General features: G+C 67.8%; 15 protein-coding genes and 1 pseudogene. 11 read left to right on the top strand and 5 right to left on the bottom strand.

Annotation, left to right across the window (positions count from 1 at the left end):
- Positions 1 to 1,535: 1,535 nt before the first annotated feature.
- Positions 1,536 to 3,554: pseudogene (locus tag LGM56_RS37040) on the top strand (DNA translocase FtsK); the annotation flags it as partial.
- Positions 3,555 to 3,676: 122 nt separating this feature from the next.
- Here LGM56_RS37040 and LGM56_RS25545 read toward each other — a convergent pair.
- A complete protein-coding gene (locus tag LGM56_RS25545) occupies positions 3,677 to 4,924 on the bottom strand; it encodes a lactonase family protein (protein ID WP_226207087.1) in 1,248 nt (415 codons plus the stop codon).
- Positions 4,925 to 5,090: 166 nt separating this feature from the next.
- On the opposite strand from LGM56_RS25545, the gene LGM56_RS25550 reads away from it, so the two are divergent.
- Together LGM56_RS25550 and LGM56_RS25555 are read left to right on the top strand one after the other, a co-directional pair.
- Positions 5,091 to 6,920, top strand: coding sequence for a glycoside hydrolase family 15 protein (locus LGM56_RS25550; protein ID WP_226207088.1), 1,830 nt, complete (start codon positions 5,091 to 5,093; stop codon positions 6,918 to 6,920).
- A gap of 212 nt (positions 6,921 to 7,132) precedes the next feature.
- Positions 7,133 to 8,608, top strand: a complete 1,476-nt coding sequence (locus tag LGM56_RS25555) for a polyhydroxyalkanoate depolymerase (RefSeq protein ID WP_226207089.1) — start codon at positions 7,133 to 7,135, stop codon at positions 8,606 to 8,608.
- Between the two features lie 88 nt (positions 8,609 to 8,696).
- Here the strand turns inward: LGM56_RS25555 and LGM56_RS25560 are convergent, their stop codons facing one another.
- Entirely contained in the window at positions 8,697 to 9,329 is a 633-nt protein-coding gene (locus LGM56_RS25560) for a TetR family transcriptional regulator (protein WP_039370405.1), read from the bottom strand.
- A gap of 156 nt (positions 9,330 to 9,485) precedes the next feature.
- Between LGM56_RS25560 and rsxB the strand changes: the two genes are divergently transcribed.
- Both rsxB and nth read left to right on the top strand, forming a co-directional pair.
- Entirely contained in the window at positions 9,486 to 10,487 is a 1,002-nt protein-coding gene (gene rsxB / locus LGM56_RS25565) for an electron transport complex subunit RsxB (protein ID WP_226207091.1), read from the top strand.
- Complete coding sequence (gene nth / locus LGM56_RS25570; protein ID WP_042976184.1) at positions 10,484 to 11,128, top strand: endonuclease III; 645 nt, start codon at positions 10,484 to 10,486, stop codon at positions 11,126 to 11,128. Before rsxB ends, nth begins: the two co-directional genes overlap by 4 nt.
- A 158-nt stretch (positions 11,129 to 11,286) precedes the next feature.
- Here the strand turns inward: nth and LGM56_RS25575 are convergent, their stop codons facing one another.
- Positions 11,287 to 12,216, bottom strand: a complete 930-nt coding sequence (locus LGM56_RS25575; RefSeq protein ID WP_089495375.1) for a DMT family transporter — start codon at positions 12,214 to 12,216, stop codon at positions 11,287 to 11,289.
- 260 nt (positions 12,217 to 12,476) lie between these two features.
- Here LGM56_RS25575 and LGM56_RS25580 point away from each other — a divergent pair, with 260 nt between their 5' ends.
- A complete protein-coding gene (locus LGM56_RS25580; RefSeq protein ID WP_089495376.1) occupies positions 12,477 to 12,911 on the top strand; it encodes a DUF1841 family protein in 435 nt (144 codons plus the stop codon).
- Positions 12,912 to 12,996: 85 nt separating this feature from the next.
- Here the strand turns inward: LGM56_RS25580 and LGM56_RS25585 are convergent, their stop codons facing one another.
- Together LGM56_RS25585 and LGM56_RS25590 are read right to left on the bottom strand one after the other, a co-directional pair.
- Positions 12,997 to 13,356, bottom strand: coding sequence for a c-type cytochrome (locus LGM56_RS25585; protein ID WP_011352792.1), 360 nt, complete (start codon positions 13,354 to 13,356; stop codon positions 12,997 to 12,999).
- Between the two features lie 40 nt (positions 13,357 to 13,396).
- Positions 13,397 to 13,756, bottom strand: coding sequence for a c-type cytochrome (locus LGM56_RS25590; RefSeq protein WP_011352793.1), 360 nt, complete (start codon positions 13,754 to 13,756; stop codon positions 13,397 to 13,399).
- 246 nt (positions 13,757 to 14,002) lie between these two features.
- On the opposite strand from LGM56_RS25590, the gene LGM56_RS25595 reads away from it, so the two are divergent.
- The 5 genes from LGM56_RS25595 to LGM56_RS25615 all read left to right on the top strand — a co-directional run bounded on the left by LGM56_RS25595 (position 14,003) and on the right by LGM56_RS25615 (position 19,151).
- Positions 14,003 to 14,845 (top strand): AAA family ATPase, encoded by an 843-nt coding sequence (locus tag LGM56_RS25595; protein ID WP_089426034.1) that lies wholly within the window; start codon positions 14,003 to 14,005, stop codon positions 14,843 to 14,845.
- Between the two features lie 27 nt (positions 14,846 to 14,872).
- Positions 14,873 to 16,048 (top strand): vWA domain-containing protein, encoded by a 1,176-nt coding sequence (locus LGM56_RS25600; RefSeq protein ID WP_034190734.1) that lies wholly within the window; start codon positions 14,873 to 14,875, stop codon positions 16,046 to 16,048.
- A gap of 54 nt (positions 16,049 to 16,102) precedes the next feature.
- Complete coding sequence (locus tag LGM56_RS25605; protein WP_226207092.1) at positions 16,103 to 17,314, top strand: benzoate/H(+) symporter BenE family transporter; 1,212 nt, start codon at positions 16,103 to 16,105, stop codon at positions 17,312 to 17,314.
- A gap of 168 nt (positions 17,315 to 17,482) precedes the next feature.
- Positions 17,483 to 18,436 (top strand): transaldolase, encoded by a 954-nt coding sequence (tal, locus tag LGM56_RS25610; protein ID WP_089473329.1) that lies wholly within the window; start codon positions 17,483 to 17,485, stop codon positions 18,434 to 18,436.
- Positions 18,437 to 18,695: 259 nt separating this feature from the next.
- A complete protein-coding gene (locus LGM56_RS25615) occupies positions 18,696 to 19,151 on the top strand; it encodes a VOC family protein (protein WP_089426037.1) in 456 nt (151 codons plus the stop codon).
- Positions 19,152 to 19,200 lie beyond the last annotated feature (49 nt).

Below are 19,200 nucleotides of genomic sequence, written 5' to 3' on the forward strand. Positions count from 1 at the left end.
GTACTCCGCTCGCCCACGATCCGGCGCCGGCGTACGACGACAACGCACCGATCGTGCTCGATGCGTTCAATCCGGCAGCCCCCGCCGTCCAAGCACCCGTCGCCGATGCGGGCGCCGTGGCAGTCGACGCCGCCGCACCGCACGCGGTGTCGAATACCGGCAGCGACGATGCCGCGTTCCCGCATCACGCCAATGACGAGATCCGGCACGCCGACGATGTCGCTGCCGCTGCCGTACCGGCATCGGGAATCTCGCCCGCGCCGACGTTCGACGCGCCCATCGACCTCGCGCCGTGGGAGGACCTCGCCGGCCAACCGGTTTCCGCGTTCGACGCATCCGCCTGGAACCCGGTCGCCGAGTCATCGACCGATGCGACGGAACCGGAACCGGCCCATGCCGCCTTCGCGCAACCCGGGACCGAGGCGGTTCACGACCTCGCCGCGAGCAACCCGGCATCCATCGATACCGACGACAAGTACACGGCGCATCCGGCTCCTGCAATCGATCGCACCGTATCGGCCAGCGTGCCTCCGGGCATCGCCAATGCACACGCCGACGTGAAACACGCCGGGAACAGCGTGCCGTTCGCGGCCCTCCCCGCTTCGCCGATCGTCGAAACGACGCCGCGCGCGAATGCCGAAACCAGGCCGTTTGCGGCGGCGGCGCCGGCCGCATCGAGTGCCGCACTGGAAGCTGCCAAGTCGGATACGGTGGAACCTGCAGCGCCGCTGGCGGCAACCGCTGAAGGCACCGCACGGGCGACAGCATGGACGTGGACACCTGCGACGGCGCAACCGGCCCCGACGAATACGCCTGTCACCGCGGAATTGCCGAAATCGCCGGTTGCCGCTCAACCGTTTGCCGCCGCGCAAACGGCTTCGGCAAGCACTGCGTCGCCGCTCGTCGGCACCGCGTACGGTTCGACCGCACAAGCGCCTGCATCCGCTTCAGGCATCGCGCCTGTCGCCGTTACCGCTTCGTCGGATGGTGTGATCGACACGGCATCCGGTTCGCCGGCTCAACCGGCTACGTCGACCGTTGCAGCCGTTCCGTCGGCATCTGCGATCGGCGTAACCGGCGCTGCGTCGACCTCGCTTTCGCAGCCTGCCGCTTCGACATCGAACACTGCTCCCGTCGCGCCAGCATCCCCCGTCGGCGTAACCGGCGCTGCGTCGGCTTCGCTTTCTCAGCCGGCCGCTTCGGCATCGAACACTGCACCCGTCGCGCCGGCATCTGCGATGGGCGCAACCGGCATGGCGTCGACCTCGCTTTCGCAACCAGCCGCGTCGGCATCGACCGTTGCGGGCACGACTTACGGCTCGTTCCCCCGCGCATCAACACCCGCATCGCCCGTTGCGCCCGCCGTGACGCCGTCGACGGCCAGCCCGACAGCCTCGGCATCCGGTTCGAGCACGCCGGCGATCGCTACCACGACACCCGTGAATGTCGTGTCCAGCTCGGTCGCGGCTCCCTCCGCCGCGCCTGCCCCGACGCATCCGGCCACCCCATCGACCTCGTCGACCGGTACGACATTCGGCACCTTCGCCCCCTCCGGCGCAATCGCATCGCAGTCGGCCGCAGGCCTGCCCGTGCCGCCGGCCCCTGCCGCCACGACGGCAACGTCCTCCGGCGTAGTCGCACCGATCGCCACCGCCGCGGCCACCCCAGCGCAACCAATCGCCAGTTCGCCCGTCGCTCCGGCCGGCTCGCTGACGTCCTTCGGTGCAACCACTGCGGCGCTGGCTCCGTCGATCGGTTCCGCACCCGCAGCCGTCGAAGCCACGACGTTCGCCCCCCCGGCCGCCGCGAACTCGTCGCCGGCAAGCTGGTCCGTGTCGAACGTCTCCGCGGCACCGTCAGCCACCTCGCCCGTGGCGCCGCCGCAACCCGCAGCAACGATCGCCGGCGCGAGCCTGTCCGCACCGGCGACCTTCACTGCCCCGCCGGCCGAAGCAATCACCCCGGCAACCGAATCGGCCGCACCTGCCGCAGCCGGCTCGTCCGCCCCCGACACCCCCGCGCGCCAGCCGCGCCCGAACGCCTTCGAATTCCACGCACCCGCGTCGTTCAGCGTCGAACTGCCGACGCTCGACCTGCTCGAGCCCGCGTCCGCGTCCGGCGACATCGAAACGATCACCGACGAACACCTCGCGCAAACCGCGCAGGTGATTGAACAGCGGCTGCAGGAATTCAAGGTGCCGGTGACGGTGGTCGGCGCGTCCGCCGGCCCCGTGATCACGCGCTTCGAGATCGAACCCGCGCTCGGCGTGCGCGGCAGCCAGATCGTCGGGCTGATGAAGGATCTGTCGCGCGGCCTCGGCCTCACGTCGATCCGCGTCGTCGAGACGATTCCCGGCAAGACCTGCATGGGCCTCGAACTGCCGAACGCGAAGCGGCAGATGATCCGCCTGTCGGAAATTCTCGAGTCGCGCCCGTACCAGCACTCGGCGTCGCAATTGACGATCGCGATGGGCAAGGACATCACCGGCCACCCGGTCGTCACCGATCTCGCGAAGGCGCCGCACATGCTCGTCGCGGGCACGACCGGCTCGGGCAAGTCGGTCGCGATCAACGCGATGATCCTGTCGCTGCTGTACAAGGCGACACCCGAGGACGTGCGACTGATCATGATCGACCCGAAGATGCTCGAGCTGTCGGTCTACGAAGGCATCCCGCATCTGCTCGCGCCGGTCGTCACCGACATGAAGCTTGCGGCGAACGCACTGAACTGGTGCGTCGGCGAGATGGAGAAACGCTACCGGCTGATGTCGGCCGTCGGCGTGCGCAACCTCGCGGGCTTCAACCAGAAGATCCGCGATGCCGAAGCGAAGGAAAAGAAGATCGGCAACCCGTTCTCGCTGACGCCCGAGGATCCGGAGCCGCTGTCGACGCTGCCGCTGATCGTCGTCGTGATCGACGAGCTGGCCGACCTGATGATGGTCGCCGGCAAGAAGATCGAGGAACTGATCGCCCGCCTCGCGCAGAAGGCGCGTGCGGCCGGCATCCACCTGATCCTCGCGACGCAGCGTCCGTCCGTCGACGTGATCACGGGCCTGATCAAGGCGAACATCCCGACGCGCGTCGCGTTCCAGGTGTCGTCGAAGATCGACTCGCGCACGATCCTCGACCAGATGGGCGCCGAATCGCTGCTCGGGATGGGCGACATGCTGTTCCTGCCGCCGGGCACCGGTTATCCGCAGCGCGTGCACGGCGCGTTCGTCGCGGACGAAGAAGTGCACCGGGTCGTCGAGTACCTGAAGCAGTTCGGCGAGCCGCAGTACGAGGAAGGGATCCTCGACGGACCGGCCGCCGACGGCGCGACGCAGGACCTGTTCGGCGATGCGCCGGACGCGGAAGCCGATCCGCTGTACGACGAAGCCGTCGCGTTCGTCGTGCGCACGCGGCGCGCGTCGATCTCGTCGGTGCAGCGGCAGTTGCGCATCGGCTACAACCGCGCCGCGCGCCTCGTCGAGCAGATGGAGGCGGCCGGGCTCGTGTCGCCGATGGGCATCAACGGCAGCCGCGAGGTACTCGTGCCGGCCGCGGCCGACTGAGCGCTGCAACCGGTCGGCCGCCGGCAACCGATACGGGCGCGCCGGGAAACCGGCGGCCCCGAAAAACGAAGGGCGCTGCATCGGCAGCGCCCTACTTGCATCGACCGGGAATCGGCCGCGATTTACTGCGCGACCGGCACCAGCTTGAAGTCGACCGGCTTGCCGACCGCCACCTTCTGCGGATTCGGGCCGAGCTGCCCCGTTTCGACATTGCGGCTGAACACGTAGAACGTATCGCTGTCCTGGTTGCCGACAATCAGCCACTTGCCGGTCGGATCGATCAGGAACTCGCGCGGCGTCTTGCCGAGGCTCGACTGGCGGCCGACCTGCTTCAACCGGCCGTCGGCCTGGTTCACCGCGTAGATCACCAGGTCGTTCGCGTCGCCGCGGTTGCTCACGTACAGGAAGCGGCCGTCCGGCGACAGGTGGATCGCGCCGCCGCCGACCTTGCCCTTGAAGCCCGGCGCGGTCATCGACACGGTCTCGACCGGCGTCAGCTTGCCGTCGTGGTAGCCGAACACCTCGACCGACGCGTTGAGCTCGCTCGTCACGTACGCATACCGGCCGTCGGCGCCGAACACCATGTGGCGCGGGCCCGAGCCCGCCTTCACCGGCGTGTAGCGCGTGTCGGTCGGGCTGATCAGCCCGCGGCTGCCGTCCACCGTGTAGCGGTAGCCGTAGATCTTGTCGGCGCCGAGATCCTGCACGAACAGGTAACGGCCGTCCGGCGAAAACACCGTCGAATGCACGTGCGCGCCGTCCTGGCGGCCCTTCACGGGCCCCGTGCCTTCATGGTGCACGGTCAGCGCGGCCTGGCCGACCGCGCCGTCGTCGCGCAGCGGAAACACCGCGAAGCTGCCGCCCGGATCCTTCGCGACCGAGTAGTTGGCGGTCACGAGGTACTTGCCGTCGGGCGACAGCGCGAGATAGCAGGGATCGTTCCCTTCCGACGACACGCGGTCGATGAAACTCAACGCGCCCGTCTTCGCGTCGAAGCGGAATGCGCTGACGCCGCCGCGCGTGGTCGCCGGCCCGTCGTCGCCGGGCAGTTCGTTGACCGCGTAGACGGTGCGACCGTCGCGGCTCGGCAACAGATACGACGGATTCACGGTCTTCGCCGACGACACGGGCGCGACGCTGCCGGTTTTCGTATCGAAGCGGTAAACATAGATGCCGTCGCTGCCGCCCCCCGTATAGGTGCCGACGAGCAGGTTGTAGACGCCGTCGGCCGGGGCGGGCGATTGCTGCGCGAATGCGTGGGTCGCGGAAAGGGAGAGCACGATCGCGAAACCTTTCATCCAGTGAGCGAGCCTAAGCGGGAACCCTCGTGTCGAAGCGCGTGCGTCACGCTCGCGTAAACGGTTGGGCATTGAATCCTCCTTGCATCGAGTCGCTTCAAGTGTTGAGATAGGACGAAACGCCGGCCGTTCATGCGCTCCGCCGCCCGGCCGAGTATACGGGGCGCGGTGCCAGCGCGTGAAGCCTTGGCCGCCGCCGTCCGCATTGTGAACTCGAATACCCAAGGATCGCCTGCCCATGCCTGCCCTGATCGAAGACTACGCCCTCGTCGGCGACGGCCATACTGCCGCGCTGATCGCTAAAGACGGCTCCGTCGACTGGCTGTGCTGGCCCCGCTTCGATTCGGGCGCCTGCTTCGCGGCGCTTCTCGGCACCCCCGAGCACGGCCGCTGGCTGCTCGCGCCGGCCGCCGACGCCGCGATCACGCACACGACGCGCCGCTATCGCGGCGACACGCTGATTCTCGAAACCGACTACGAAAGCGCCGACGGCGCCGTCACCGTGGTCGACTTCATGCCGCCCGGCAACGGCTGGTCCGAACTGGTGCGGATCGTCGTCGGCCGCCACGGCACGATGAAGATGCGCATGGAGCTCGTGTTGCGCTTCGACTATGGCTTCTCGATCCCGTGGGTCACGCAGCTGACCCGCGAGGACGGCATGAAGGCGATCGCGGGCCCCGACACCGTCGTGCTGCGCACGCCGGTGCCGCTCACCGGCAAGAATCTCCACACGCTCGCGGAATTCACGGTGAGCGCGGACGAGCGCGTGCCGTTCTCGCTCAGTTATGCGGCGTCGCACCTGCGGCTGCCGCCCGCGCGCGATCCGCTGTCGATGCTCGCGCGCACCGAGAACTACTGGCTCGAATGGTCGGGCCGCTGCCAGGTGCAGGGCCGCTACGCGGCGGCCGTGCGCCGCTCGCTGATCACGCTGAAGGCGCTCGCGTACGAGCCGACCGGCGGCATCGTCGCCGCGCCGACCACGTCGCTGCCCGAGAAGATCGGCGGCAACCGCAACTGGGACTACCGCTACTGCTGGCTGCGCGACGCGACGATCACGCTGCTCGCGCTGATGCGCGGCGGCTACTACGACGAGGCGCGCGCGTGGCGCACGTGGCTCGGCCGCGTGATGGCCGGCTCGCCCGAGCAGATCCAGATCATGTACGGGATCGCCGGCGAACGCCGGCTGCCGGAAATGGAGCTCGACTGGCTGCCCGGCTACCAGGACTCGAAGCCGGTGCGCATCGGCAACGGCGCCGCGAACCAGCTCCAGCTCGACGTGTTCGGCGAGGTGATGGCCGCGCTGCACCTCGCCCGGGTGGGCGGCCTGCAGGCCGACGACACGGTCTGGTCCGTGCAGTGCGCGCTGCTCGACCATCTCGAGAAGATCTGGCAGGAGCCCGACGAAGGCATCTGGGAAACGCGCGGCGGCCGCCGCCATTTCACGTTCTCGAAGGTGATGGCGTGGGTCGCGTTCGACCGCGCGATCAAGTCGGCGGAGATGTTCCGGCTGCCCGGCTCGCTCGACCGCTGGCGTGCGCTGCGCGACCAGATCCATGCCGACGTGTGCGCCAACGCGTGGCACGAAAGCAAACGGGCGTTTGCGCAGAGCTACGGCAGCGACGAGCTCGACGCCAGCGTGCTGCTGATGCCGCTGCTGGGCTTCCTGCCGCCGGAAGATCCGCGCATCGTCGGCACGGTCGAGGCAATCGAGCGGGAGTTGCTGCACGACGGGCTCGTGATGCGCTACCGCACGACCGACTACGACGACGGCCTGCCGCCCGGCGAAGGCACGTTTCTCGCGTGCAGCTTCTGGCTGGTCGACAACTATGCGCTGCTGGGCCGGATCGACGACGCGCACCGCCTGTTCAGCCGGCTGCTCGCGCTGTCGAACGACCTCGGGCTGCTCGCGGAGGAGTACGACCCGGTGGCCGGGCGGCTCGTCGGCAACTTCCCGCAGGCGTTCTCGCACGTGGCGCTCGTGCATACCGCGATGAACCTGATGCACCACGAGGACGCGATGGCGCGCGCGGCCGGCCAGCCCGCGCCGGCCGTGGCGACGGGGCGCTGAACGGGGGCGCGAGCGGCTTGGTCAGATAACGTCAAATCGCAAAACTTTGATGAAAAATCGGGGAAATGTTGCATTGCACCACCCATCGTTGTCCGATATGATCGACGCGATTATCCGGCTGCAATGCAACATGGCCGGTCGCTGACCCACACGGCACGCCGCGACGCCCCACGCCGCCCTTGCGCTCCGTCCCCCACGCGGGAGTAGTCTGCATGCTTTACCAACTGCACGAATTCCAGCGCGCCATGCTGAGCCCGCTGACGGCCTGGGCCCAGGCCGCTTCCAAATCATTCGCCAATCCGTCCAGCCCGTTCTCGCTGATGCCGGGCGCGACGCGGATGGCCGCCGCGTACGAGTTGATGTACCGGCTCGGCAAGGATTACGAGAAGCCTGAATTCAACATTCATCAGATCGTCAAGGACGGCCACAACATCCCGATCGTCGAGCAGACGATCGTCGAGAAGCCGTTCTGCCGGCTGCTGCGCTTCAAGCGCTATTCGGACGACGCCGACGCCGTCACGCAACTGAAGGACGAACCGGTCGTGCTGGTCTGCGCGCCGCTGTCGGGCCACCACTCGACACTGCTGCGCGACACCGTGCGCACGCTGCTGCAGGATCACAAGGTCTACATCACCGACTGGATCGACGCACGGATGGTGCCGGTCGAGACCGGCCCGTTCCACCTGCACGACTACATCGCGTACATCCAGGAGTTCATCCGTCACATCGGCGCGCGCAACCTGCACGTGATCTCGGTGTGCCAGCCGACGGTGCCGGTGCTCGCGGCGATCTCGCTGATGGCGAGCCGCGGCGAGGACACGCCGCTCACGATGACGATGATGGGCGGCCCGATCGATGCGCGCCGCAGCCCGACGTCGGTGAACTCGCTCGCCACGCAGCACTCGACCGCATGGTTCGAGAACAACGTGATCCACACGGTGCCGGCGAACTATCCGGGCGAAGGCCGCCAGGTGTATCCGGGCTTCCTGCAGCACACGGGCTTCGTCGCGATGAACCCGGAGCGGCACGCGCAATCGCACTGGGATTTCTACCAGAGCCTGTTGCGCGGCGACGAGGACGACGCCGAAGCGCACCGCCGCTTCTATGACGAATACAACGCGGTGCTCGACATGGCCGCCGAGTATTACCTCGAGACGATCCGCGTCGTGTTCCAGGAGTTCCGCCTGGCCGAAGGCACGTGGGACGTCGAAGGCGAGCGCGTGCGTCCGCAGGACATCCGGCACACCGCGCTGATGACGATCGAGGGCGAACTGGACGACATCTCGGGCAGCGGCCAGACGCACGTCGCGCACGAGCTGTGCACGGGCATCCCGCAGGACCAGCGCCGCAGCCTGACCGCCGAGAAGTGCGGTCACTACGGGATTTTCTCGGGCCGCCGCTGGCGCACGATCATCTATCCGCAGCTGCGCGATTTCATCCGCGAGCATGCACCGGAGCCGAAGCACGGTGCGACGAAGGATGTCCCGGAAACGCCGGCCGCCAAGACGCTCGCCGCCGTGCCGGCCGGCGACGCACCGGCCGAAACGACGCGCGCCACCACGGCGAAGCGCACGCGCGCGAAGGCGCCGGCGAAGGCCGCCGCCCCCGCCAAGGCCGCACCGGCCGCGAAACGCGCCGCCGCCGTCAGCCCGCGCGCAAAAGCCGTGCGCACGCGCAAGGCCGCCTGACGCACCGCGTTCCGATGAAAAAACGCCGCCGTTGCCTGCGCACGGCGGCGTTTTTACATCGGGCGCCCGCTTCGGCGCGGTCAGCGCATCAGCGCCGCAGCAGATAGGCGAGCAGCACTTCGGTGTTCATCCGGACCATCTCCGCGCGCTCGTCGGCATCGGTGAAGTCGCGGCCGAGCGTCGCGGCGAGCGTGAAGCGGTTCGACACGATGTAGTAGCCGAGCCCCGACAGCGTCACGTAGAAGCGCAGCGGATCGACGTCGGTGCGGAACAGCCCGGCCTTCTGGCCGCGCGTCAGCACGTTGCCGAGCTTCGCGACGATCGGCGACATCATCTCGCGGATCCGCGTCGACTTGTGCAGGTAGCGCGCTTCGTGCAGGTTCTCGTTGTTGATGAGCCTGAGCAGTTCCGGATGGTCGCGGTAGTAGTCCCAAACGAAATGCGCGAGCCGCGTGACGGCTTCGACCGGCGCGACGCCGTCGAGATCGAGCTCGCGCTCGGCCTCGGTCAGCGCGGAGAACGCGTGTTCGAGCACCGCCGTGAACAGCTGTTCCTTGCTGCCGAAGTAGTAATAGAGCATGCGCTCGTTGGTTTCGGCCCGGCGCGCGATCTGGTCGACGCGCGCGCCGAACAGCCCTCCACTCGCGAACTCTTCGGCTGCCGCCATCAGGATGCGGCGGCGCGTACCTTCAGGATCTCTTTTGATTTTTGGCTGATTCATGGTGGCGTTTTGCTATGTGAGCCGCTTGATCCGGACCGGCACCCCCACCGCCTTGGCGCCGGCCGCCCTGGAACGGGCGCGCCGCGAACGGCCGCCCTCCTGCTGAGCCCCTGCAAAAAAGCGGTTCGATTATGCGCACAGACGGCGTCCAGCGCAATGCGGGAAATCGGCGATAATCGAGCTTTGGCAAACCTTTCCGGCCGCGCCCGACGCGGCCGAGAGCCATTCGGCGCCGCTGCGCCCGTTGTCACCGTGACCGATTCCAAAACACTCGCAGATCGCATCGAAGATCTGCTTCCCCAGACGCAATGCACGAAGTGCGGCTATAACGGCTGCCGCCCGTACGCGGAGGCGATCGCCGCCGGCGAGGCGAACTACAACCAGTGCCCGCCCGGCGGCGCCGAAGGCATCGCGCGCCTGTCGAGCCTGCTCGGCAAACCGGTGATCCCGCTGAACCCCGTCAACGGCAGCGAGCATCCGCGCGCGGTCGCCTTCATCGACGAAAGCCTGTGCATCGGCTGCACGCTGTGCATGCAGGCATGCCCGGTCGACGCGATCGTCGGCGCGCCGAAGCAGATGCACACGATCATCGAGTCGCAGTGCACCGGTTGCGACCTGTGCGTGCCGCCCTGCCCGGTCGACTGTATCGCGATGCTGCCGGTGACCGGCGAACGCACCGGCTGGGACGCGTGGTCGCAGGAGCAGGCCGACGCCGCACGCGAGCACCATGACCTGCGGCTCGCGCGCCAGCGCCGCGAACGCGAGGCCGCCGAAGCGCGCGCGGCCGCCCGCCGCGCGGCGAGCGCCGCGAAACCGGCTGCGGCACAGGCGGAAACGCCATCCGCCGCGCCGGCCGCCGCACACGCGGACGACGCCGAAGCGAAGAAGCGCGCGATCATCGCCGCCGCGCTCGAACGCGCGCGCAAGAAGAAGGAAGAGCTGTCCGGGCAAGGCGCCGGGCCGAAGAACACCGAAAGCGTGAGCGCGGCCGTCCAGGCGCAGATCGACGCGGCCGAGGCGCGCCGCAAGCGGCTCGCCGAACAGCAGGCCCAACGCGACGCCGAGGCGGCCGCCGCGAGCGGCAACGACGAAAAGAACGACGCAGGCAACGACGGCCCGGATGGCCCGTCCGCACCGCCCGACCCGAACGCTCCATGAACGCCAGCAAACGACGCGCGATCTACGAAACGCTGCAGAGCCTCAATCCGCATCCGACCACCGAGCTCGAATACTCGACGCCGTTCGAGTTGCTGATCGCCGTGATGCTGTCCGCGCAGGCGACCGACGTATCGGTCAACAAGGCAATGCGGAAGATGTTTCCGGTCGCGAACACACCGCGACAAATCGTCGCACTCGGCGAAGAAGGCGTCACCGAGTACATCAAGACGATCGGCCTGTACCGGACCAAGGCGAAGAACGTGGTCGCGACGTGCCGGATCCTGCTGGACCGCTACGACGGCGAGGTGCCGGCCGATCGCGAAGCACTCGAAGGGCTGCCGGGCGTCGGCCGCAAGACCGCGAACGTCGTGCTGAACACCGCGTTCGGCCAGCCGACGATCGCGGTCGACACGCATATCTTCCGCGTCGCGAACCGCACCGGGCTCGCGCCGGGCAAGGACGTACGCGCCGTCGAGGCCGCGCTCGAGAAGTTCACGCCGAAGGAATTCCTGCAGGACGCGCATCACTGGCTGATCCTGCACGGGCGCTACGTGTGCAAGGCCCGCAAGCCCGAATGCTGGCATTGCGCGATCGAGCCGCTGTGCGAATTCCGGCCGAAGACGCCGCCGCCGAACGAGTGATGCGCCACCGCGGCTGACAGGCCGCAGGCCGCCCGGCGCCCGGCGCCAGGCGGCCGGGCGCACGACGCGCGCCCCGTCGGCCGTTGATCGGCCGGCAAACCGCAACCACGATCGCGCATCGCCACCCGCGCTGCCGCCCCGCTTTCCCCCTTCCCGACTTACGCGTTGGACGTCGCCGTCGCGTCGTCTGCCGCCGCGCCGCCCGCGCGCACCAGCGCCAGCACGGCAGCCAGAATCGCGACGCCACCCGCCCACTGCAGCGGCGACAGCGCTTCGCCGAACAGCAGCGCCGCAAGCGCGACCGTCACGACCGGTTCGAGCGTCGACAGCATCGACGTGCGCGCGGCCCCGAGCCGTTCGAGGCCGGCAAAGAACGCGAGCATCGCCGCCACCGTCGACACGAGTGCGATCGCGAGCATCGACGCCCAGCCGCCGGCTGTCGCGGGCCAGCGCGGCGGCGCGCCGAACGCGGCGGTCCGCACGACGGCGATCGCCACGAGCGTCGCGGTGGCCGACAGGCAGATGATCGCGGTGGTCGCGAGCGGATCGACGCCGCGCGTCGCCTTCGTGCCGCCGACGATGTACAGCGAATAGATCACCGCGGCAGCCAGCGCGAGCGCGATCCCGAGCGGCTCGCCGTGCCCGCCGCCGACCATCAGCGCCGAACCCGCGACGCACAGCACGAGCGCGACGGCCTTCGCGCGCGTGAGGCGCTCGCCGAGCCACCACGCGGCCAGCAGCGTGACGAACGCCGGATACAGGTACAGCAGCAGCGCGACGAGGCTCGCCTGCGCATGCTGCAGCGCGCTGAAATAGCAGAACGACTGCCCGACGTAGCCGAGCGCGCCCATCGCCACGAGCGGCGCGAGCGCGCGCCCGCGCGGCCACGCGACGCGGCGATGCCGTGCAATCGCGGCGAGCACCGCGCCGCCGATCGCGAAACGCACGATCAGCAGCCCGAGCACGTCGACACCGGCCGCATACGCGTAGCGGCCGAAGATCGCCATCGCGCCGAATGCGGCGGCGGACAGCGCGACATAGAGCGTGCCCTGCAGGGCGGCGGACGACGGGTGGGCGGTAGCGGTCATGACGAGACGGGCGCGAGCGGCGTGGCGACGGAAATCGTCGGAGTGTAACGGCGCGGCGGCGGCGAGCCTAGCCCGCGCTTACCCGTTCCCGGTCGCAGGCTCAGGGCGCAGGCGACCGGCCGGCGCCCTGAGCCTGCGCACCTGCTCGCCCGGCGGGCCAACGCACAGCCCGCTCCCGCCCGCCGCCAGCGCCGTCCGCCGCCCCGGCGTACAATGCGCGACGCGGCATCACGCCGTCCGAATCACGACGTTTCCCCACCATGTTCAATCCAAGCCGCGACGAAGTGCGTCGCTTTTTCACCGAGACCTGGCGCAAGCAGCGCGCCGGCGAGATCCTGACGCCGCTGGAAGCGATGGCAGCCGACTGGATCGTCGAGCATCCCGAATACCACGACGAACTCGCCGACGCCGATGGCGCGACCGCGCGCGAGTACACGCCCGAGGAAGGCCGCACGAACCCGTTCCTGCACCTGTCGATGCATCTCGCGATCAGCGAGCAGCTGTCGATCGACCAGCCGCCCGGCATCCGCGCCGCGCACGACAAGCTCGCGGCCAAGCTCGACTCGACCCACGACGCGCAGCACGTGATCATGGAATGCCTCGGCGAGACGATCTGGGAAGCCCAGCGCACGGGCACGCCGCCCGACACCGACGCGTACCTGCAGCGCATCCTGCGTCGCGCATCGCGCGACTGAGCGCCGCGGCGCCGGCGCGCGGACAAAAAAATACCCCGCCTCGGCGGGGTATTTTTGCTGCGCGAGCCCGTCGGGCCCGTCGCGCTTACTTCTTGAACACGAGATCGGTTTCTTTCAGCGATTCGATGTAGGCCGCGATGTCCTTCATGTCGCTGACCGACAGGCTCTGCACCTGCGCCTGCATGATCGCGTTGTTGCGACCGAGCAGCGGATTCGTGAGGCCCATCTGGTACTGGCGCATCGCCCACACGAGGTAGTCGGCATGCTGGCCGGCGAGGCGCGGATATTCGGCGTTGATCGGCTTGTTCATCTGCGCGCCGTGGCAGGCGGCGCAGTTGTGCGATTCGACCAGTTCCTTGCCCTTCGTGGTGTCCGCCGCGTGCGCGGTACCGATCGCGAGGCCGGCCGCCAGTGCAACCGCCGCCGTCTTGAATGCGTTGTTCATGAATGCTCCTGTCCCGCCGGTCAGATCGGCGGCGCGCGCTTTACTTGTAGGGATTGTCCTTCGTGTCGGCCTTCTGGACGGCGTAGTACGCCGCCAGATCCGCGATGTCCTGGTCCGTCAGCGAACCGGCGATCGCATTCATCGACGGGAAGTGACGATCCTTCTTGCGATAGGCCTTCAGCGCGTTCTCGAGATATTGCTGGTTCTGGCCGCCGAGGACAGGCACCCGGTAGACCTCCGGGTACGCCGCGCGGTAGTCCTGGATGCCGTGGCAACCGATGCACATGGCGGCCTTGCTCGCCCCGTCCTTCGGGTTGCCGACCACACCGGCCGCCTGCGCGCTGCCCGCGAGCGCCACGAGCGCTGCGACAACGACGTGTTTGCCGACGAATTTGTTCATAGCTCTTGTAACCTAGCTTGAGGGGAAACTGGCGCCGAAGCGGCAACGGCCCGCGCCGTTATGCTTATCAGGTCGCCACGCAGGCCAAAAAAAACGGCCAGATTGTACCGCGTCGGCGGGGAACGCGTCCACAAGGCACCCCGGTTCGCCCCGCCACAGCCCCGCAACGATACGCGGGCGTGGCCCAACCGGACAGCCCTTCTGACTTATACTGGGTTTTTTTCCCCGATTGAGAAGAGCGCCGCCATGCGTTTCGAAGGGTCCTCGCACTACGTCGCCACCGACGATCTGAAGCTCGCGGTCAATGCCGCGCTGACGCTGCAACGCCCGCTGCTGATCAAGGGCGAGCCCGGCACCGGCAAGACCATGCTCGCCGAGGAAGTGGCCGCCGCGCTCGACATGCCGCTGCTGCAGTGGCACATCAAGTCGACCACGAAGGCGCAGCAGGGCCTGTACGAATACGACGCCGTGTCGCGGCTGCGCGATTCGCAGCTCGGCGACGCGCGCGTGAAGGACATCTCGAACTACATCGTCAAGGGCGTGCTGTGGCAGGCGTTCGATGCCGAGCACCCGAGCGTGCTGCTGATCGACGAGATCGACAAGGCCGACATCGAATTCCCGAACGACCTGCTGCGCGAGCTCGACCGGATGGAGTTCCACGTGTACGAAACACGGGAAACGGTCCGCGCGAAGCACCGCCCGCTCGTCATCATCACGTCGAACAACGAAAAGGAGCTGCCCGACGCGTTCCTGCGCCGCTGCTTCTTCCACTACATCCAGTTTCCCGACCCGGCGACGATGCAGAAGATCGTCGCGGTCCATTTCCCGGACATTCGCGAGGAGCTGCTGCGCGCGGCGCTCGAGAGTTTCTTCGAATTGCGCGGCGTGTCGGGCCTGAAGAAGAAGCCGTCGACGTCCGAGCTGCTCGACTGGCTGAAGCTGCTGCTCGCCGAGAACATCCCGGCCGACCAGTTGCGCGGCGTGGATGCGAAGCAGATCGTGCCGCCGCTCGCGGGCGCGCTGCTGAAGAACGAGCAGGACCTGAGCCTGCTCGAACGGCTCGTCTACATGAACCGGCACAACCGGTAATCCTCTCTCACCCGCGAAGGCCCGGCCATGCTGCTCAATTTCTTCTACGCGCTGCGCGCAGCCAAGCTGCCCGTCTCGGTGAAGGAATACCTGACGCTGCTCGAATCGCTGAAGGCCGGGCTGATCTCGCCGTCGATCGACGCGTTCTACTTCCTCGCGCGGATGACGCTCGTCAAGGACGAGCAGTACTTCGACAAGTTCGACCAGGCGTTCGGCGCGTATTTCCACGGCGTGTCCGCGCTGCCGTCCGAAGCGTTCGACATTCCGCTCGACTGGCTCGAGAAGCGCCTCGAGCGCGAGCTGTCGCCGGAAGAGAAGGCGCAGATCGAGGCGATGGGCGGGCTCGACAAGCTGATGGAGCGCCTGAAGGCACTGCTCGACGAGCAGAAGGAGCGCCACGAAGGCGGCAACAAGTGGATCGGCACCGGCGGCACGTCGCCGTTCGGGCACGGCGGCTACAACCCGGAAGGCGTACGCATCGGCGGCCCGTCGAACGGCAACCGCACCGCGGTGAAGGTGTGGGAAGCACGCGCGTATCGCGACTACGACGATTCCGTCGAGATCGGCACGCGCAACATCAAGGTCGCGCTGCGGCGGCTGCGCCGCTTCGCGCGCGAAGGCGCCGCCGAGGAGCTCGACCTGCCCGGCACGATCCGCAGCACCGCCGCGAACGCGGGCTGGCTCGACCTGCGGATGGTGCCCGAGCGCCACAACAACGTGAAGGTGCTGATGCTGCTCGACGTCGGCGGCTCGATGGACGATCACATCAAGCGCACCGAAGAGCTGTTCTCCGCCGCGAAGGCCGAATTCAAGCACCTGGAGTTCTTCTACTTCCACAACTGCGTGTACGACCACCTGTGGAAGAACAACCGCCGCCGCCACTCGGAACGCACCGCGACGTGGGACGTGCTGCACAAGTTCACGCCCGACTACAAGCTGATCTTCGTCGGCGATGCAACGATGAGCCCGTACGAAGTGCTGCAGCCCGGCGGCTCGGTCGAGTACAACAACCCGGAAGCCGGCGCCGTGTGGCTGCGCCGCCTCGCCGACCAGTTCCCCCATCATGCATGGCTGAACCCCGAGCCCGAACGGCTATGGGAATACCGGCAGTCGGTCGCGGTGATCCGCGACCTGCTCGGCCATCGCATGTATCCGCTCACGCTCGCGGGCCTTGAAACCGCGATGCGCGCACTCAGCAAGTAACGCCCCCACCCAGACACGAAGGCCGCGCCCGAGCGGCCTCCCCCCGGAGATAGCATGAACCCCTCGCCCACCGCGAGCGCCAGCCGCGCCGGCGGCCGCCGCTTTTTCGCCGATACGTCCGTCTCGGCCCTCGTCGCCGGCTTCGTCGCGATGATGACGGGCTATACGAGTTCGCTCGTGCTGATGTTCCAGGCCGGCCGCGCCGCCCACCTCACCGATGCGCAGATCTCGTCGTGGATCTGGGCGCTGTCGATCGGCATGGCGCTGACGACGATCGGCCTGTCGCTGCGCTTTCGCGCGCCCGTCGTCGTCGCGTGGTCGACGCCCGGCGCCGCGCTGCTGATCGCGTCGTTGCCCGGCGTGCCCTACCCCGAGGCGATCGGCGCATTCGTCGTCTGCGCGGTGCTGCTGACGGCCGTCGGCGTGAGCGGGCTGTTCGACACGCTGATGCGCAAGATTCCGGCCGGCATCGCAGCCGCGCTGCTCGCGGGCATCCTGTTCGAGATCGGCATCGAGATCTTCCGTGCCGCGCAGTTCCAGACGGCGCTCGTGCTCGCGATGTTCTTCACGTACCTGATCGTCAAGCGGCTCGCGCCGCGCTATGCGATCGTCACGACGCTGATCGTCGGCACGGTAGTCGCCGGCGGTCTCGGCCTGCTCGACTTCAGCGGCTTTCACATCGCGTTCGCGAAGCCCGTGTTCACGATGCCCGCGTTCTCGATCGCGTCGATCGTCAGCATCGGCATTCCGCTGTTCGTCGTCGCGATGGCGTCGCAGAACGTGCCGGGCATCGCGGTGCTGCGCGCGGACGGTTATCAGACCCCGTCGTCGCCGCTGATCGCGACCACCGGCCTCGCGTCGCTGCTGCTCGCGCCGTTCGGCTCGCACGGCGTCAACCTCGCGGCGATCACGGCCGCGATCTGCACCGGCCCGGAAGCGCACGAGGATCGTGCGAAACGCTACACGGCCGCCGTGTGGTGCGGCACGTTCTACCTGGTCGCGGGGATCTTCGGCGCGACGATCGCCGCGCTGTTCGCGGCGCTGCCGAAGGCGCTCGTCGTGTCGGTCGCCGCGCTCGCGCTGTTCGGCTCGATCATGAGCGGCCTCGCGAACGCGATGCAGGAGGTGAAGCAGCGCGAAGCCGCGCTCGTCACGTTCATGGTCACCGCGTCGGGCCTCACGCTGCTGTCGATCGGCTCGGCATTCTGGGGGCTCGTCGCGGGGATCGTCACGCAGGTGATCCTGAACGCGCGCCGCCCCGCGTGACGCGGCACCGCGCCCGCCGCTGCGGCCATCGGACACGCCGGAACGTGCCCGACACGAATCGGGCCTAGAATAGCGGATCGGAGGCGGTGCCCGGCGCCGCCTCGCTTCGCCGCCGCGTTCGCGCGGCCCGTGAGAACCCGGCGCCTTGCGCCCTTCTTCCGAATCGCCATGACTACCGCACTCGACCAGCTGAAGCAGTACACGACCGTCGTCGCCGACACGGGCGATTTCCAGCAGCTTGCGCAATACCAGCCGCAGGACGCGACCACGAACCCGTCGCTGATCCTGAAGGCCGTCCAGAAGGATGCGTACAAGCCGATCCTCGAGAAAACCGTCCGCGATCATCGCAACGAAAGCACCGATTTCATCATCGACCGCCTGCTGATCGCATTCGGCACCGAGATCCTGAAGCTGATCCCGGGCCGCGTGTCGACCGAGGTCGACGCCCGCCTGTCGTTCGACACGCAGCGCTCGATCGACAAGGGCCGCGAACTCATCAAGCTGTACGAAGCAGCCGGCATCGGCCGCGAGCGCATCCTGATCAAGCTCGCGTCGACGTGGGAAGGCATCCGCGCGGCCGAAGTGCTGCAGAAGGAAGGGATCAAGTGCAACATGACCCTGCTTTTCTCGCTCGTGCAGGCCGCCGCCTGCGCGGAAGCCGGCGCGCAGCTGATCTCGCCGTTCGTCGGCCGCATCTACGACTGGTACAAGAAGCAGGCCGGCGCCGAGTGGAATGAGGAGAAGGACGGCGGTGCGAACGATCCGGGCGTGCAGTCGGTGCGCCGCATCTACACGTACTACAAGACGTTCGGCTACACGACCGAAGTGATGGGCGCGAGCTTCCGCACGACCAGCCAGATCACCGAACTCGCCGGCTGCGACCTGCTGACGATCAGTCCCGATTTGCTGCAGAAGCTGCAGGACAGCAACGAAACGGTCACGCGCAAGCTGTCGCCGGAAGCGCTGCAGGACAAGCCCGCCGCGCGTGTGGCGATCGACGAGGCCGCGTTCCGCTTCCAGCTGAACGACGACGCGATGGCGACCGAGAAGCTCGCCGAGGGCATCCGCGTATTCGCCGCCGATGCGGTGAAGCTCGAGAAGCTGATCGACTCGCTGCGCTGAGCCGCTGAGCCGCTGAGCCACGACAAGCGTCAGCGGCTGTCAGCAACACTGGCAACAGCCGTCAGCACGCACGCCGCACACGGCCGCGAACGTCATGTTCGCGGCCGTTTTTATTTTCATTCCATCGTCAAGCACGCGCACTACAATCCACGTCACGGGTGCGTCGGCCGCTTCCCGAGGCCCCCTTTCCCAGTCAGTCTTGTACGACGCCGAACCCGCGCGGAAGCGCAGGCCGGTCCCCTCAATACAGGAGACAACGATGCAAGTCCAACCGTACCTGACGTTCTACGGTCGCGCCGACGAAGCCCTTCAGTTCTACGAAAAGGCACTCGGGGCGAAGACGATGTTCAAGATGCACTTCAAGGACGCGCCGCCGAATCCCGACTACCCGATGACGCCGGAGATGGCCGACAAGGTGATGCACGCGAGCTTCACGATCGGCGAGTCGATGATCATGTGCTCGGACGGCGACTGCAGCCAGCCCGGCGGCGGCGTGCACGCCGGCTATTCGCTGTCGCTGAACCCGGCGACGGTCGAGGAAGGCCAGAAGCTGTTCAATGCGCTCGCCGACGGCGGCGAAGTGACGATGCCGTTCGGCAAGACGTTCTGGGCGCTCGGCTTCGGGATGGCGAAGGATCGTTTCGGCGTGCACTGGATGGTCAACGTCGAAGACCTGTCGCAGCGCGAGAACCTCGCGGAGCGCGCGCAGGGATAACGCGAAAAACAAAGCCCGCCACCTCGCCGGTGGCGGGCTTTTTCATTGC

Origin of the sequence: Burkholderia sp. AU38729, from assembly GCF_020419725.1 — a bacterium.
In the GTDB taxonomy this organism is placed as follows: domain Bacteria; phylum Pseudomonadota; class Gammaproteobacteria; order Burkholderiales; family Burkholderiaceae; genus Burkholderia.

Excerpts from the sequence above, each read along its gene's own strand:
- LGM56_RS25560 (WP_039370405.1), bottom strand. The coding sequence starts at position 9,329 with ATGAATCAGCCAAAAATCAAAAGAGATCCTGAAGGTACGCGCCGCCGC.
- LGM56_RS25605 (WP_226207092.1), top strand. The coding sequence starts at position 16,103 with ATGAACCCCTCGCCCACCGCGAGCGCCAGCCGCGCCGGCGGCCGCCGC.
- LGM56_RS25545 (WP_226207087.1), bottom strand. The coding sequence starts at position 4,924 with ATGCCCAACCGTTTACGCGAGCGTGACGCACGCGCTTCGACACGAGGG.
- LGM56_RS25615 (WP_089426037.1), top strand. The coding sequence starts at position 18,696 with ATGCAAGTCCAACCGTACCTGACGTTCTACGGTCGCGCCGACGAAGCC.
- LGM56_RS25585 (WP_011352792.1), bottom strand. The coding sequence starts at position 13,356 with ATGAACAACGCATTCAAGACGGCGGCGGTTGCACTGGCGGCCGGCCTC.
- LGM56_RS25550 (WP_226207088.1), top strand. The coding sequence starts at position 5,091 with ATGCCTGCCCTGATCGAAGACTACGCCCTCGTCGGCGACGGCCATACT.
- LGM56_RS25590 (WP_011352793.1), bottom strand. The coding sequence starts at position 13,756 with ATGAACAAATTCGTCGGCAAACACGTCGTTGTCGCAGCGCTCGTGGCG.
- rsxB (WP_226207091.1), top strand. The coding sequence starts at position 9,486 with ATGCGGGAAATCGGCGATAATCGAGCTTTGGCAAACCTTTCCGGCCGC.
- LGM56_RS25580 (WP_089495376.1), top strand. The coding sequence starts at position 12,477 with ATGTTCAATCCAAGCCGCGACGAAGTGCGTCGCTTTTTCACCGAGACC.
- LGM56_RS25600 (WP_034190734.1), top strand. The coding sequence starts at position 14,873 with ATGCTGCTCAATTTCTTCTACGCGCTGCGCGCAGCCAAGCTGCCCGTC.
- LGM56_RS25595 (WP_089426034.1), top strand. The coding sequence starts at position 14,003 with ATGCGTTTCGAAGGGTCCTCGCACTACGTCGCCACCGACGATCTGAAG.
- tal (WP_089473329.1), top strand. The coding sequence starts at position 17,483 with ATGACTACCGCACTCGACCAGCTGAAGCAGTACACGACCGTCGTCGCC.
- LGM56_RS25575 (WP_089495375.1), bottom strand. The coding sequence starts at position 12,216 with ATGACCGCTACCGCCCACCCGTCGTCCGCCGCCCTGCAGGGCACGCTC.
- nth (WP_042976184.1), top strand. The coding sequence starts at position 10,484 with ATGAACGCCAGCAAACGACGCGCGATCTACGAAACGCTGCAGAGCCTC.
- LGM56_RS25555 (WP_226207089.1), top strand. The coding sequence starts at position 7,133 with ATGCTTTACCAACTGCACGAATTCCAGCGCGCCATGCTGAGCCCGCTG.